General features: G+C 43.9%; 15 protein-coding genes. 11 read left to right on the forward strand and 4 right to left on the reverse strand.

All coding sequences use genetic code 11. The features are described from left to right. The first annotated feature begins 562 nt into the window (after positions 1-562). A complete protein-coding gene (locus ACJJH9_RS09900) occupies positions 563-4,048 on the forward strand; it encodes a fascin domain-containing protein (protein ID WP_444925116.1) in 3,486 nt (1,161 codons plus the stop codon). 135 nt (positions 4,049-4,183) lie between these two features. Here the strand turns inward: ACJJH9_RS09900 and ACJJH9_RS09905 are convergent, their stop codons facing one another. After that, positions 4,184-5,095 (reverse strand): SMP-30/gluconolactonase/LRE family protein, encoded by a 912-nt coding sequence (locus ACJJH9_RS09905; protein WP_252081692.1) that lies wholly within the window; start codon positions 5,093-5,095, stop codon positions 4,184-4,186. Between the two features lie 33 nt (positions 5,096-5,128). After that, positions 5,129-5,797, reverse strand: coding sequence for a pyroglutamyl-peptidase I (gene pcp, locus ACJJH9_RS09910; RefSeq protein ID WP_444886241.1), 669 nt, complete (start codon positions 5,795-5,797; stop codon positions 5,129-5,131). Positions 5,798-6,224: 427 nt separating this feature from the next. Between pcp and ACJJH9_RS09915 the strand changes: the two genes are divergently transcribed. The 6 genes from ACJJH9_RS09915 to ACJJH9_RS09940 all read left to right on the forward strand — a co-directional run bounded on the left by ACJJH9_RS09915 (position 6,225) and on the right by ACJJH9_RS09940 (position 10,410). Next, on the forward strand, positions 6,225-6,836 hold the full coding sequence (locus tag ACJJH9_RS09915) for a hypothetical protein (RefSeq protein ID WP_444925117.1): 612 nt from the start codon (positions 6,225-6,227) through the stop codon (positions 6,834-6,836). Continuing rightward, positions 6,809-7,351 (forward strand): site-specific integrase, encoded by a 543-nt coding sequence (locus ACJJH9_RS09920; RefSeq protein ID WP_444925118.1) that lies wholly within the window; start codon positions 6,809-6,811, stop codon positions 7,349-7,351. Before ACJJH9_RS09915 ends, ACJJH9_RS09920 begins: the two co-directional genes overlap by 28 nt. A 47-nt stretch (positions 7,352-7,398) precedes the next feature. Continuing rightward, positions 7,399-7,536, forward strand: coding sequence for a hypothetical protein (locus ACJJH9_RS09925; RefSeq protein ID WP_444925119.1), 138 nt, complete (start codon positions 7,399-7,401; stop codon positions 7,534-7,536). A gap of 331 nt (positions 7,537-7,867) precedes the next feature. Then, positions 7,868-8,851, forward strand: coding sequence for an alpha/beta hydrolase (locus ACJJH9_RS09930; protein WP_444925120.1), 984 nt, complete (start codon positions 7,868-7,870; stop codon positions 8,849-8,851). 304 nt (positions 8,852-9,155) lie between these two features. After that, a complete protein-coding gene (locus ACJJH9_RS09935; RefSeq protein WP_444925121.1) occupies positions 9,156-9,767 on the forward strand; it encodes a hypothetical protein in 612 nt (203 codons plus the stop codon). Positions 9,768-9,870: 103 nt separating this feature from the next. Further along, positions 9,871-10,410: a Dps family protein gene (locus tag ACJJH9_RS09940; RefSeq protein WP_252081703.1), complete on the forward strand. Its 540-nt coding sequence runs from the start codon at positions 9,871-9,873 to the stop codon at positions 10,408-10,410. A gap of 201 nt (positions 10,411-10,611) precedes the next feature. Here ACJJH9_RS09940 and ACJJH9_RS09945 read toward each other — a convergent pair whose 3' ends face one another. Then, a complete protein-coding gene (locus tag ACJJH9_RS09945; protein WP_444925122.1) occupies positions 10,612-11,532 on the reverse strand; it encodes a LysR family transcriptional regulator in 921 nt (306 codons plus the stop codon). Positions 11,533-11,813: 281 nt separating this feature from the next. On the opposite strand from ACJJH9_RS09945, the gene ACJJH9_RS09950 reads away from it, so the two are divergent. The 4 genes from ACJJH9_RS09950 (at position 11,814) to ACJJH9_RS09965 (ending at position 15,645) form a co-directional block, all read left to right on the forward strand. Further along, entirely contained in the window at positions 11,814-12,788 is a 975-nt protein-coding gene (locus ACJJH9_RS09950) for an LLM class oxidoreductase (protein WP_444925123.1), read from the forward strand. Positions 12,789-12,797: 9 nt separating this feature from the next. Further along, positions 12,798-13,616 carry an SDR family NAD(P)-dependent oxidoreductase gene (locus ACJJH9_RS09955; protein WP_444925124.1) on the forward strand — a complete coding sequence of 273 codons (819 nt, stop codon included), beginning with the start codon at positions 12,798-12,800 and terminating at the stop codon, positions 13,614-13,616. A 55-nt stretch (positions 13,617-13,671) separates the two neighbouring features. Continuing rightward, positions 13,672-14,517: an enoyl-CoA hydratase/isomerase family protein gene (locus tag ACJJH9_RS09960; protein WP_444925125.1), complete on the forward strand. Its 846-nt coding sequence runs from the start codon at positions 13,672-13,674 to the stop codon at positions 14,515-14,517. Positions 14,518-14,655: 138 nt separating this feature from the next. Further along, positions 14,656-15,645: a zinc-dependent alcohol dehydrogenase family protein gene (locus ACJJH9_RS09965; protein WP_444925126.1), complete on the forward strand. Its 990-nt coding sequence runs from the start codon at positions 14,656-14,658 to the stop codon at positions 15,643-15,645. Positions 15,646-15,753: 108 nt separating this feature from the next. Here ACJJH9_RS09965 and ACJJH9_RS09970 read toward each other — a convergent pair whose 3' ends face one another. After that, positions 15,754-16,179: a hypothetical protein gene (locus tag ACJJH9_RS09970; RefSeq protein WP_444925127.1), complete on the reverse strand. Its 426-nt coding sequence runs from the start codon at positions 16,177-16,179 to the stop codon at positions 15,754-15,756. Positions 16,180-16,188 lie beyond the last annotated feature (9 nt).

The raw sequence follows: 16,188 nt of genomic DNA on the forward strand, positions 1-16,188 counted from the left end.
GTTATCAGTTGTCTTTATCAGAAGGTGTTCTGTCCGTTCAAGGTCAAGTAATCTGATTTATTCGGCGGAAGGTATCAAGTTAATCAGTAGTGATTAGTTTAGCTTTAGACGATAGTATCGAATTCACATCTTTTCAGCTATTAGCTACTAATACAAGTTGCGACCGTCATGCCTCTGCCAATTAGATTTATTTAGATAAACCATTTGCACAAGGCGAGCCAAAGTCACTTTCTCAACACAGAAGCCTAAGAGTATTACGAAATTATTAACGCAATATTTCATGAGATTGCAGAATCAACTTTTAAAAGCTTCGTGAGATCAGTTTCTCACTATACGCCATCTCTGTTTGACCCGATCAACAACAAGGTCTTACATTGCTAAACGAATTTTGAAGTTCGAACAGCCAGCATACATCACTTACTTCATCCAATAATAATTTAATATGCGGCATTGCAAGAAATTCGTGGAACTTTCTAAATTATATGATTAATTTTTAACAAAAAATATTTCCCCTCCAAAGAGTTACTTCTATTTGGTCAAAAAAACAATATAGGACTTGATCATGAAGCTCAAAAAAATAGGTGCGTGTATCGCACTTATGTTTATTCTAATTTTACCAGCATATGCCCATGCAGGATTGTGGGATAAATTTACAACCTGGGTTGTTGATACTTGGGATACTGTTGAAGAGAGAGTTGAAGAGATTATTGAGGATGTCGTTACAACTGTAGAGGATGGTGTAACGTCAGCAATTGGTTTCTTTGTAGATACCGGTGAGTGGATATACGATGGACTAACGACCGTGGTTGAAGGTTCACTTAATTTCTTCTACGGCGTTGCCGATGGTACAGTCACGGCATTAAATTACTTCGGCATGGATCTCGATATATCGGACTGGTTCACCACGGGGGGGCAGAATTCCGAGGACGGTGCGTGGCTGTGGAGCCTTACAGACTATGATACGTCCTCGCATCCTGCATATTTAAATGCCTTCCGTAATCGGCAGGTAGCTTATATCGAACGCGTTCTTGATTCATCCAAAGCCGAACCTAATAACGATCATTATGTACTCAGGGCATATTATGATTTACCACTGGATAAAGAGGCTCTGGCTCGGGGGCTGACCGATCTTTTTACACCAGGAAAGCACGCTTACAAAAACCCTGATATGCGCCTGATAGAATATATTAGGCTATTGGCAGAGAGTGATGAGTACGATGATATTATCCTGAGTGAAATTATCAAACTACCTTATTGGCAGGATGAAGATACTGAAGGAAAGCGAGTTTACACTTCTGAAAATCACGTACTTATGTGGCTATCTTCCAGCTGGTTACTATCTGAAATGGAAGGTTGGGATATAGGTGGTGGGCCCGAAAAACTAAGGGAGCGTCTTGTACGTTATCTGGAGGTTAAAAAGCAGTTTGGAGTATATGAGTCCACTTCAAATGTTTATAGTCCATTTTCCCTGACAGCATTGTTAAACTTATACGACTATGCCCAGGATACAGAGATTAAAACCCTAGCTGGACAGGTTGCCCTTATTTTTCTTAATGATATCGCTATGGTCACCAACGACCTTGGTGCTGCTATAGCTGTCGATTCAAGGACCTATGAAGGTGTTCACCAAGATCTTAACTTCTTGAATAATAAGTTCGCACGATATACCGCGTTGATTACTGGCAAAGGTCCACAAGATTTTACGGGTAGTACCCATATGGATATTTTTGCCATGACTACACTTGATGTAAGCAGTGTTGCCTATAATCGCCTTGAAAAACTTAATGGTGAGATTAATATAAGCTATTCTTCCGGCCACCCTATCACTGAAGTTGATACCGTATGGGCTGGGTTGGACCTCCAAGATAAGTTAATTTTCTCTCAATCTGCCGGCGCCTATGCCCACCCAGAACTGATTGATGAGATGCTGGAATATTACCTGAATCCACTTGCCGGTCTGAACTTCTTTTTGGAAGATTTGATTGTGGAGTCTAACCTGGCAGATGACGTAGTCGACATGTCAGGTGTTCTTCTTACTGAAACCAGTGCACCTTTCACCACAAGCTCAATTATTTCAGAAAAAACCATGGATCTGTATCGCCATGGCAATGTGCAATTATCGTCATATCAGGATTTCCATGCGGGGAATGCAGGTTGGCAGCAGCTGCCCTGGATAGCAACAACCGGTACTATACCGGTTTATACTCGTTCAGGTGCGGAATACGGTGGCTGGAAGGCTGGTGGCCAGGAGCAAATGAACACGCACTTACCCTATATAAAGCAAAATGAGAATGTAGCCATGGTTTTGTACAAACCTGCGATGGAGCTGCGCTTTATGGATGGTGTTAACAGAGCAACTGACTTCTTACCCGTAGATGACTTTCTAACTGCACCAGTAAATTTGCATTGGCCAACAGAGCAATTCGATGAAGCAACCAGTTTCCAGAACTGGTTGTTTGCACGTGAGGGTGATGGTTATGTGGCTGTTTATCGTCACTGCCTGGATACCAAAACCTTTATTCGTAATGAGGAGGTTGTAGAAATTTACAGCTGTAGTGCTGATGAACAAGTCTGGGCAACAGTTGTTGGTAATACCCAGACTCACGAAAGCTTTAGTAATTTCATTTTTACTGTTTCACAAGCCAAGATCAAAAGCAAATGGTACTGGAGCTGGGCAGAGACCCGCCATGTATGGGAGACAACTTTAGAAGTCGATGGAAAGACCTTAAGTTTTGGCTGGGAAGCAAACGTAGATGATTTAACGGATAGAGAAATGTGGGAATTGGCCAGTGCTAATAACGCATCTACTATCGAAATGGCTTCGGTGAGTGGATTCCAGGTCAATAATGTAACAGACACAGAAACTAATACGGGGCATGGTAACTGCGAGAGTTCAAACGATGTGCTTTTACATCAAAACGTAAGCTTTAACGGTTTTGATCCAACAATATTACGTATGGCAGAGGCCGATAACGGTGAATGCTATCTGATTAACGTAGAAGATCAGTCACAAGATATGGAATTGATCCATGAAGGTGAAAAGGTCGATGTAGTGCGTTTTACTAATCGGCGCTTTGTGGGTGGCGAAGCTGATAAGGCTTACGGGATAAATCACGAATGGACTACTATAGAGTTGGACTTCAGTTATGAAAACCCTGTGGTGTTTGCTTCAGTCATTGGTATTGCCGGCACTGACCCGATAACAACTGAGATTCGCAATATCACTTCAACCAGCTTCGATGTGCGTGTTGCGGAGTTTGCCTGGAACGATGGCATCCATACATCGGAAGTGGTGCATTATGTAGTGATGGAGGCTGGTAGTTACTCAATTGCCAATGGATTACAGCTTCATATTGGCGCCGTTGCACTGGAAGATAATTTGAGTGGCTCCCCGGACTTTGAAACTGTCGGGGTCGACTTACAGGATTACTTACTGATCAGCCAAGTACAAGGTAGTGACAGGGATGAAACACTAAGCACGCGTGTCAGAAATAAGAAAACTGGCACATTTGAAATGAGCCTGATGGTACAGGAGGCAAACAGTAATAATGAGGAAACTATAAAGGCAGTTGTAGGTTATATGGCTGTCGGAAAGCCCCCCGTTAAATCCTTAAAAGTGGCACTTAAAGGTGCCCACGGGAAGTATCTGGGCGCCGCAGGTAATGGAGGAAATGGCAAAACTGCCAACGCCAATGCCTCAGTAATTGGTAGCCATGAGACTATTGTCCTTACAGGAAATAGCCTGCAACAAGGTTGCCTAATAGACGGGGATGACGTGTGGCTGCAAAGCACCGATGGTTATTACTACAGTGCCCAACAAAGTGGTGCTTTAGATGTCGATAGAACGGCTAGGTACAGCTGGGAAACATTTAAGTTGATCAATCACTCAGACAATTCGGGCTGTTTACAAAATGGTGACGTGATCTCCTTATACAACCCAGAACATGGTAATTACATCGTTGCAGAATCAGATGGCCGGGCTAATGCGAATCGCAAAGCAATAGGTTCCTGGGAGAAATTTATTGTTTACGATCTAAACGATAACTAACAAGTACCAGGCGGGCACCCACATCCATTCTTACTGGGTTTGGGTGCCCTAATCTTTGGAGATTACGTATCTGCAAAATTATCCTGTGTCAATAAGCTAGACAGATACTCATCAGTGATCCTAACTCGGAGCTTTTCAAGCTCCAAACTTTGGCTCCGGGAGCCCCCGAACACCAAGGCCATGAATAGCAAAAATACTACCTGGCTGCGGGTGACGAGCCAGTTCCTCAGGAGTTACAAATGATTGCTGTGAAGTAACATAGAGAGTTTCATAATTGTCGCCGCCGAATGTAACGCAGGTGGGACTTCGGATCGGTAGGTCAATCTCACGATCAAGGCGGCCCTTAGGATCAATCCTTAAAATCTTACCGCCAAGATTCAAAGCAAACCAATAATACCCTTCAGCATCGACTGTTGCGCCATCTACAATCGCGGGCTTACGCTCTTGAACTGAAAAGAACGGCCTTCGGTTACTGATACGGCCCTCATCCATATCCAAGTCAAATACATAGACCATGCCACCAATGGTATCGCCAAAGTACATACGAGTGTCCTCTGGGTCGAAGGCAATCCCATTGGAACATACAAAGGAAAAGTCTTTAGCAACCTGGCGCACGCTAAAATCAGGCTCAAGGCAATATAAATGAGAGACTTTACCTTTCAATTGCGTATCCATACTACCGCACCAAAAACGCCCTCTTCGATCGATCTTTCCATCGTTTAGCCGGTTTTGGGGTAGATTCGGTTCCGGATCAACAACTGTCTCAAACTCCCCTGTTTCGAGGTCGATGGTGCAGAATCCTGAATTGGCAGCGCCAACTAACCCTCTCCCCTTACGGAAACCAAAGGACCCTACCTGCTCCGGCATTTCCCAAGTCTTTCTTTCACCAGTAGAGATGTTTAGCCGCCGAATCGATGGCCGCCGGGGCCCTGCCAAATCAACCGAAGGGCCGACATGATCCGCCCAGTAGATAGAAGTGTCTTCTGCATGCCAGATGGGTGTTTCTCCCAATCCATCGTTACACTCCCAAAGACATTCAATCTCCATTTTCAAAACCCTTCTTAATAGTTTCAGTAGGTCTTAGACTTGAAACTTGGATGGAATAGGAACATCAATATCCTCAGTATGTAGCAATGCGGCCTCTATTCCAGCATGGACACCAAGTGCTGAGGTCTCTCTGGACATGCTGGGTGTACCAAGGTTTTCGGGCAAAGCCGCTACTTGAGGTAATTGCGGGAGGTGAATCCACCCTGCGCGTATATCCAGCTGATTGCTGGCAATAAAGTGCAAAACGCCATACATCAAGTGATTACAGCAAAAAGTGGCGGCATTATCCGAAATATCTGTAGGCACTCCGGCTTCACGCATTGCCCTAACCATAGCTCTGAGAGGAAGATTACTACGATAGGCTACCGGTCCATTGGCAACCGTAGGTGCGCCCTGCATCTCTACGCCACGATTATCCTTTAGGTTGTATCGAGTAGAATCGTTAAAATTTTGAGCAATTCGCTCTACCGTAACCATCGATCGCCCACCATATTCACCCATCATGATCACTATTTGTGGACGGAGCTCATCTATAGCGCTAGTTACTACGTCAATACACTCAAAGAAGTTACTAGGAACCAGGATTCCAAAAACATCTGAATTCCCAATACGGGTACCATCCAAAACACGCATTACCGATTCTGCAGGATTTATTGGCGTATGCCCGAATGGTTCAAAGCCGGTCACTAAAACCTTTTTCATGACAATGCTCTTTGAGTAGTTTGAAATTGGCCTTCAGAAATGTGTTGTCTGATTCTATTTATCAAGAATAGAAACTTTTAAGGGCTCAGACCTAAAAGAACGACTTTGCTGATGTGTTTGATTGGCACAATATGCCAATTAAGAGGCTGTTTTGAACCATAGATCTGTAGAAAGACAGCAGAAGCGTTTTTCAGATAGACGTGAACTTGGTCTCCAATAACTAAAGAACAATCTGCAGGCTTATATCTCGGTATGTCGACCAGTGCCTAGCGACACGCATCTCTCACTGAGAGTGAGTGTACTTAAACTCTCCCTGATATCACACGCCTGGAATGCGCCGCCAGCAAGTGTGGTACGGTGCATCATAACTTCCGGAGCAAACCTGCCCTGCCCTACATATACAGAGTTTTTTCTGCCTAAATTTGTAATGATAAATAATTGTGCAATTAAGTACTTTACTTGGCTGTCCACTGCATTCCATCAACAACTTCATTTCCTTTCTATGTCTGCCTCCAATCAATCACCAGCACCAATCATCGATAACCTGAGTAATCTTGAGAATCCATTCCGCTGCACCAGCTTTTCCGCTAGTCATTATCTCAGTAAGCAGATTCCTGGTGCGGATACCGATCTGGAGTTCACGCTCAAGTTTCTTTACAGCTACAACGGTAGCCAGGCAACGTTTAATAGTTATCGCCGCGAACTTGAACGACTACTGCAGTGGGCTTGGCGTATCGAAGAAGTTTCAATCTTGTCGCTCAAGCGTGAGCATATAGAGGATTTTGTTCAGTTCTGTATTGAACCGCCACTTGCCTGGATCGGTACAAAGAATGTCGCCCGGTTTAAATCTAGAAACGGCGAACGTGTTGTTAATTCAGATTGGCGGCCATTCGTAGTCAGTGTATCTAAGGTTGAGTTTCGTTCAGGTAAGACCCCATCCGCCAAGGACTTCCGGCCATCTCAGGCGGCCATCAAGTGTATCTTTACCGCACTGTCCTCTTTCAGGAAGGCTTGGTTCCCGCCAACCCTGTGGCATTGATCCGGCAAAAAAGTAAGTTCGTCCGGCGTGAGCAACAAAGCCAGGTAGTTAGGCGCATCAGCAATCTGCAGTGGGATTATGTGTTGGAAACTGCTGAGGTTATGGCCGAGATGTCACCACTTGAGCACGAGCGTACATTGTTCATTATGAGCGCCCTATTCGCTATGTATCTGCGTATCTCTGAGCTGGTTGCCGATGAAAGATCGGCACCCGTTATGGGTGACTTCAAGAAAGATCGCGACGGAAACTGGTGGTTTCACGTCACTGGTAAGGGTAATAAAGGCCGAGCCATTACCGTGTGCGACCAGATGTTAAGTGCCTTAAAGCGCTACAGAATCCAGTTGCAGCTCCCTGCTCTGCCCAGCATCAATGAGCAGACACCCTTGGTGCAAAATCTCGCGGCAAGGGACCTGCCACCAGTACACGCCAAGTTCGACATATCGTACAGAACTGATTCGATGCCGCTTACCAACGGATGGTTGGAGAAGGCCTTGGTGAAGATGCGGAAGACTTGAAAGCTGCCACGGTGCACAGGCTAAGACACACTGGAATCTCCGAAGATGTGAAATATCGTCCCCGGGAACATGTTCGTGATGATGCAGGCCATGCAAGTATGGCCACAACCGATCGCTATATTGATTCCGATATGCGAGAACGGCATGAAAGCGGACGAAGCAAGCGGGTTAAGGAGGGGCTGTAAAACTACTGCCCTACTCTACTGTCAAGTATGCACTATTCAAAAATAAAACGATTATGGCTCGCTAATGACAGCAGTAGGATTACGTCTAGATATTTATTTTAATCAACATTACATATACCACTTTAAAAGATATATTATTTAAACACTAACAAGCTCGTCCGTCAGGATAAATTCCCTAATGGGGTTGCGATTCATATTTTTAAAAGATTAACTATGTAATAGATTAAAAGTAGACCGGCGCGGGATATCGCCAAGTGAGTAATTCATGGAGCAGCGAATCTATCTACGCGCCATATGAACAAACTGCAGTTACTAATTGAACTCAAGCAATATGAAAGCCAAGTCAATTTTAGCCAGAGTGCTAACTATTATCTCAATATGCATAGTTATCCCAGCCTGCTCTCAAAGAATAGCTAGCTCAATAGAAAAAGCTGAAAACTTTTCCTTTGTTGACAGAATAACTCCTGAACGTATTAAAAAGTTAGACTTTAAGAAAACTGAATATTGCCCACCTAAGAAAAAGGTATGTATAAGCTATTATTACGGCTCACCTTTAGACGAAAATAACCTTAGCTACTCTGTAACATTAAACCGTGGCGAAAGAGAAAATATCGTTAAGATTAACTTAAATAGAAATTCTTTAGATCGAAGTTACTTTGGCACCGTAGTCTTATTGCATGGATTCCGTACTTCAAAAGAATTTATGTTGGATTCTGCTCTATATTTCCGCTTTCTTGGATTTCAGGTTATTGTTCCGGATCTTCTCGGTCACGGTGATACTGGTGGCAGGAGGAAATATGGAGTAGATGATAGTCAATATATTAGTGCTCTTATCGACAACCTAATTGAAGAAGGAACCATCAAAGGTGGAAAAATATATATTGTAGGAAGCTCTATGGGCGCCTTAACGGCATCACATATTTCCACTTTAAGATCAGATATCAGTGGCATCATTCTTTTAGCTCCGATGCTGCAATTTGATGAGGCTGTATACAATTATGCAAAAATTGATCACCCCATACTTAGCAGGATTATCCCTGAGAGAGACATACGCAACGGGGCGATTTTGGCTCTTAGAAAATCTAATATAGATTTGAAGGATACAAACATAAAACCCCTCTTAAAATCCTCACAGACTCCGACTCTACTAATACTCTCAGATTCAGACCAAATTTCACCATATGCAAGTTACAAGCAATTGAAGAAAGATAATATCGAAATATTTAAAGTTAATGGCAGGTTTCATCCAAGCATGAATACAATAGGTAATATCGAGCATAAAGCAATTGTTAAATGGCTCAATACTACTCAGTAATACTGCCTATAAAGTTTTCGGATATATTCAAAATTTAAATATCGTTGGGCGAATCTACCAGAGGCAGAGCGAGATAGAGCAGTTACCTTAGTTGATCCTATAAGTTTTTTTCATAATAAGCTTGGATAAGCCACGACCACGACTACCTAATGACCAAATAAAGGTCATGTTTTTGGGTGTTCCCACACACTGTCTGGTCGATAGCGATATGGAAACAACCATTAATCAACGACTGCTATTATTTGAGTTTGAGTAAATGTCTGCTTACATCCTACTCGCCCCTTGATTCATAAAGGAGATGTGCATGAAGAAGCATTCATTCTTATTCATAATGATTTTGATTGCTCTTGCCTTTATAGGGTTTAACACAGCGGCTGAAGAAGGTAAGCCTAAGCCTCCTCAAAGTAGTGAAGGCAATATTTGTAGTAATGAATATGTCTTATGCACTTCCGCCCCTTGTATCCCGGACCCTAGAAATCCGGATTCAAATGCAATTTGCCAATGTGATGTTAACAAGGGTTTAAACTTCGGGATGTCAGCATGTAAAGCCCGGATTCCTGTAACTAACTCGACCGGTGTAAAAAAAGTCTTATCGACTTTTTCTTTCGCTCAGGCACCTACTAAACCAGTGCTTTCCTGTCCAGAAGGTAAACCTTGGACGGATTGCCTGGATCAACCCTGTATTGTCGACCCAATGAATCCACTCAAGGCCATTTGCACATGCAAAATAGTACGTGATCAGCCTTTTGTAACTTTTGGAGGAGACTGCGTTACGTTGACTTGTGATACCGGCTATTGGTCAGGCGCAACAGTAGGGTCCTATATTGGGGCAAGCAGGCAGCTGATGAAGGCTTTTGGTTTAGACCAGACACCTGCTAAATATTGTGCGGGAACGAAGGCGAAAGTCTCAGAGTGACCCAGGCTTGACTGGCAAGTCGCCCTACAGACGTCTAATCTAATGCCAAGATAATATCTACTCTTCTAGCTCTCCCCCTTGCCATAACCTTATGAGGCTTCCTATGAGAAAAGCAACCAGTGAACAAGTAAGCGCAAAGGATCAAGCCAGACTTAAGGCTCCAACTGATTTGGGCGAGAACGCTAGGAGTAGCATTACTACCGCTGTCAATACGCTACTGGCAGACACCTTTGGCTTATACATGAAAACGAAGAATTTTCACTGGCATGTGAGCGGTCCGCACTTCCGGGACTACCATCTACTGTTTGATGATCAGGCCAGTCAAATTTTTGAGATGACCGATGTCTTGGCAGAGCGTGTGCGTAAACTGGGGGGAACCACACTTCGCTCCATTGGCCAGATCGCCAAACTACAACGATCTTCAGATAATGATGCGGATTATGTAGACCCACAAGATATGCTCACAGAACTTGCTGAAGACAATCAGCAAATGATTGCGAATATGCGCAAAGTTCATGAGCTTTGCGATGAACATCGTGACATTGCAACTGCGAGCATTCTGGAGGAGTATATTGATCAGGCTGAAAGGCGATCTTGGTTCTTATTTGAGGCTAGCCGGAGTTCAGGATTAACTCACCACTGAACGTCACCCCAAAAGACGCAATAATTTTGTGCTCTAGTAGAAGAAGGGAGTTGTTGTATTTTTAGCGGACAACAATTCCTTTCTTACATCTCTACTAGAACTTTCCACCTATTTACAGTGTGAAATTTACAGTTCCAGCCTCAATTTTCTATACAATTTATCTCTCCAGTGACAGAACGACTGGATAACGTGAAGGCTACTTTATTGGGATTTCAGGTTTGCCCAGGTGGCTGAAATACCAATCTTTTCAACAAGGAAATCAATAAACACCCTGACTTTTGAAGTGAGTACATTAGATTTAGGGTAGACAAGCCAAATCGCTGCCTGGTCATCAATTCTGTAATCCGGAAGTACCCGAACCAGTGTGCCCTCTTCTAATTCAGAATAAATATTCCATAACGAACTCATACAAACCCCAACCCCGGCCTTTGCGGCTATACGCATGCTGGCGCCATCATCACAAATTACTCGAGACTTGCCTTTCGGTGGAGGAAATGATCCAGCTTGTTTATCACTTTCAGATATCAGCTTTCTGGGCTTTGAATTCATAAACACCAAAAGCTGGTGCCGAATGAGATCTTCAGGCGTATTTGGAGCACCGTATTTCTTTAAGTAGCTGGGGGAAGCGCACAGGATTCTCTTGTCTTCCGCAAGTTTACGTCCAATAAGACTACTGTCTTCTACGGCATAGTTGCGTAGGGCTAAGTCAAAGCCTCCCTCGATGAGGTTAACTTGTGTATCAGATAGCTTAAGCTCCACATTCACACCGGGATATCGCTCAAGAAATTCAGGCAGTATTGGTGCTACAAAGCGCTGTACAAATGTGCTTGAAGCCGCAAATCTTAGCGTTCCGCTCACATTTGAACTGCCTTTACCCAAAGCTGCCAAGGCAGCATCTTCTTGGGCAAGGATCTCTCTAGCATAGGGAAGGAATTCGGCTCCTTCTGTCGATAAGGTGATCTTCCGAGTGGATCTATGGAATAGATCCGCCCCTAATTGAACCTCAAGCTTTGACAGGCGCGCACTGGCTACTGATGGAGCCAATCCAAGCTGACGCCCTGCGGAACTGATATTGAGCAGGTCAGCAGCCAGCACAAAAAGCCTTATTCCGTTCGTATCCACCAATTATATCCAAAATCAGAATTCTGAATCCATTTATACCTCATTTATTCGCAATAACCAATTGATTAGGCTTTGCCCAGCTGTTGAGTAGTTGCCCTCAAAAGGTCTTGTAGCTAAGCAATAACAGGAAGTTCGTTCGCGATTAGAAGAGATCAATAGAAGGTATTTTCTCTATTCAGAACATTTATGGGATATGAGCCAACTGATCACAACTGTGCAAAGGACATGGCAATGCCAACAACCATAACCCGCTGTGTCAACTATGTTGAAGGGGATGTTTAGTGACTTCTGACCAAAGAGATAGAAAAGCTTGGTTTCCCGAAATCAATACTGGCTTCAATAGCGTATTTAAACCTGGACGACTTTCTATAGGCCTAGTCGTCCCTATTGAAAACTACTCGACAACCTCTGTGCCAACTATGGCAGATCATATTGAGAGAGTTCAACTCGCTGAGGAGCTAGGTTTTAGCGCCGTTTGGCTAAGAGACGTGCCGTTCAATGTGCCTTCATTTGGTGATGCCGGGCAAGTATTTGATCCTTTCGTCTATCTTGGATTACTTGCAGGTGCTACTTCAAAGATTAGCCTCGGCATAGCGAGTCTTATTTTGCCATTACGTCACCCGGCACACGTTGCAAAAGCAGCTGCCTCGGTTGATCAACTCTCCGGAGGGCGACTTATCCTTGGCATTGCCAGCGGCGATCGGCCTGAAGAGTATCCAGCGATGAATGTTCCTTATAAGGAGAGGGGGGAGATTTTTCGTGAGAGTTACAAATATATTCGAAAAATAACAGCCCCCTACCCTCATTTTGAGAATCGCCTTGGGGCAGTATCTGGCGAAGTGGACCTTTTGCCAAAGCCTTATGGCCAACAATTGCCGTTACTAATAACAGGATCCTCCCAGCAGGCCCCAGATTGGCTAGTGAGCAATGGCGACGGATGGATTACATATCCCAGGCCCCATGCAGAGCAGAAGCATTTTATTAAACAACTAAGGAAAAACATCTGCGAAGAAGGGGGCCCTGCCAAGCCAGTTATGGAGCCACTGTATATTGATGTTATCGACGACCCTGATTGTCCGCCACAACCAATACATTTGGGGTTTCGCATTGGCATCAATCAATTAGCTGCGTATTTGAAGTCAAGAGCGGCAATTGGCATTAATCATATTGCGCTTAATCTACGCTTTAATAAAAGAGACGTACAAGAAACACTTCAACAGATTGCTACAAATGTTCTTCCAGAGTTGAAAGGATAGGAATAATTAATGACGAAGACAATTTTACTAACAGGCGCAACAGATGGTATTGGACTGGAAACGGCAAAGCTATTAGCGTCAAAAGGCCATACTTTACTGTTGCATGGCAGAAGCAAGTCTAAATTGGCACAGGTAAAGAAAGGCATCTCACAAGATTACCCTGAAACCACAATAGACACTTTTCTGGCAGACCTCACTAACCTATCTGAAGTTGAGGCACTGGCAGTAAAAGTTAAAAGTCACTATTCAAATATTGACGTGCTAATAAACAATGCTGGTGTACTTAAAATACCCAATCCAGTTACAGACTCAGGGTACGATATTCGTTTTATCGTAAATACTATTGCACCATATATATTAACCAAGCACCTTTTAACTCTGTTCAATAGTAGTGGCCGTGTCATCAATCTATCCTCTGCCGCCCAGGCGCCTGTGAATCTGGAAGCGCTTAAAGGTGAGCAACTCCTCTCTGATAGTGATGCTTATGCCCAAAGTAAATTGGCTATTACGATGTGGACATTCCAATTATCCAAATCCCTTGGCAATGAAGCCCCAGCATTCATTGCCATTAACCCCGCATCATTCTTGGGTAGCAAAATGGTGAAAGAGGCTTATGGCTCGCTTGGGAGAGATATAGGTATTGGTGCTGATGTATTGGTTCGAGCAGCTCTTAGTGATGAATTCTCCAGTGCTACCGGCAAGTACTTTGATAACGACCTGGGCAATTGGTCTCAGCCACACCCCGATGCTCTTGATGAGGCAAAGAATGAATTGCTTATTTTAGAAATTGAAAGCGTTGCTAATGAGTTAGGGGCTCAAATCCCCTAAAGCATAACCAGTAACTTAAACAATCAATACCTTCCCCCCCTAAAAGGACATAATGATGAAGTATGAAGGCTTTACTACATTCTCAACCGCTCAAAAGGAAGGCATTTTAACGGTCACATTTGATTTTGGGCCAGTGAATGTCCAGGGGCAAGAAATGCTGGCGGACCTTAACAGTTTAGCCATGCGCCTGGAACGGGATCGCAATACCAAAGTGGTAGTTTTTCAATCGGCAAACCCTGAAATTTGGGTCTGCCACTATGACACCGAGCTCTTAAAGGATATGTCTGATAAGGCAATATCCCGAGATGAAGTTAAGTTACTCGATTTACAAGCGGTTTGTGAGCGAATTAGTAAAGTTCCACAGGCAACCATTGCCAAACTGGAAGGCTTTGCTCGAGGCGGCGGCCACGAGTTGGCGCTGGCAATGGATATGCGCTTTGCCGCACGTGGCAAATTTAAGTTTATGCAAATGGAAGTTGGTATGGGAATACTGCCCTGCGGTGGTGGCGCATCTCGGATGGCTCGCCAGACCGGGTTAGGGAGAGCATTAGAGATCATTCTAAGTGCTCAAGACTTCGATGCGGATGAGGCGGAGAGGCTAGGCACAATTAACAAAGCACTGGACCCTGATGAAATCGGTGAATATGTAGATTCACTAGCAAAGAGAATCTCTCAATTTCCTGCTGAATCTATCAATGCCTGTAAGCAGGCCGTATATGAGTCCATCGACAAGCCGATAGATGAAGCATTGAAGGCTGAAGCCTACTGGTTATATCAAGCGACCAGTAAAACACCTGCACTAAAGCGGTTTTCGATCGCTGATGAGCAGGGATTAGAGCACGATATTGAAAATCAACGCAATTGGAGTGAACTGGTCATGCAAGTACAGAACATCAATTAACCCTTTGAAAGTTTTCTCTTTCCAATAGAAAAATAGAGTCTCTCTATTCTAAGGACTGACTATTAATAATTCACCTCGGTGATCAGTCCAAAATCCTGATTAGCTACCATTATTACCCGTGATATTTGAGAAATAAAAATGAAAGCAATGATAGTAAATGCCTTTGGCGGTCCAGATGTATTTGAAGAAGCCGATGTAGTAAAGCCAACAATTAAGGCTGGGCATGTACTGGTAAAGGTTGCAGCAACCAGCGTTAACACCGTCGATACGATGATCCGAGAAATGGGCACGGAACTGCCCTTCTCTCCACCTCTTCCCGCCATCTTAGGCATGGATTTCGCTGGTACGATTGAAGAGGTTGGTGAAGGTGTCAGTGACTATAAGGTTGGCGATGAAGTCTATGGTTGTGCCGGTGGTTTAGCAGATTTGCCGGGCACCCTGGCCGAATATATGATTGCGGATGCCAACCTGATCGCATTAAAGCCCACAAATATAACCATGCGAGAAGCAGCTGCTTTACCACTGGTTGGTATTACCGCGTATGAAGGGCTAAAACGTGCCGGTATTAAATCGGGTCAGAAAGTCCTTGTTCATGGTGGTTCGGGAGGCGTTGGGCATATTGCCTTGCAATTAGCCCATCACTTTGGCACCGAGGTCTTTTCAACAGGCGCCGGAGAGCCTCAAATGGCTCTAATCAAAAAGCTCGGAGGAACACCAATCAACTACAAAAAAGAATCGGTCGAGGAGTACGTCAAAGATCATACAGATGACAAAGGCTTTGATATCGTATTCGATTCTGTGGGTGGCGTTAACATGGCAAAATCATTCGAAGCAGCCACACTCAATGGGCAGGTGATCTCAACTGTCGCCATGGTTGAGCTTGACTTAACAACGGCCCACCTTAAAGGCCTTTCTTTGCATGTCGTATTTATGCTGATCCCCATGATTCATAATCAAGGGCGCAAAGCCCATGGGACCATTTTAAAAGCCCTAAAATCTATTGTAGAAAAGGGTGACGTCAAACCCGTACTCGACGAATCATCATTTGACTTTAAAGAGATTGGCAAAGCTCACGCAAGGCTGAGTAGCGGTAAAGCTATGGGCAAAGTTGTGGTTACTATTGACTGACTCTTGAAAATCCAAAAGCTATGGCCCACTTGTTGGGCCTAAACAAGCCATTTAACATCGAACGAACCTAACTACGATCCTAGCGGAGCAATTGCGAGCAAACAAGTTTTACTCTTCAGGCTTATAACCCGGATTATATACCGAATATACCCTAACATACGAAAACTTGTTGCTTGGACTAACATCATAAAAAGCACACATCATAAGTCTAAATTTTGAGCCAGCATTATAAGTTCTGCCATCCCACTCAAGGTCCTCTTTACAGAGGAAATCTATCGGCGCTTCAGAAGCTACAGTTTTTTCATCCGCCAAAAAGTGAGTATGACTTTGAATCACCTCCTGCATTTTTTCAGCAACGCCCTCCCAGAAGGCCAGAATTTGATCGCACCCAATATTTTTACGAGCTTGAGGAACATACTCAAAAGTTGCACTCTTTTCGTAATACTTACTAAAGAAATCATCCAAGCTGATTCCTCCAGTGAAAGTAGAGTTAAAATCACGAATATACTGCCGATATCTTTCCTCAGTAAACATTTAAATAAC

The organism is Microbulbifer mixtoriginis (SeqCode), assembly GCF_052466715.1.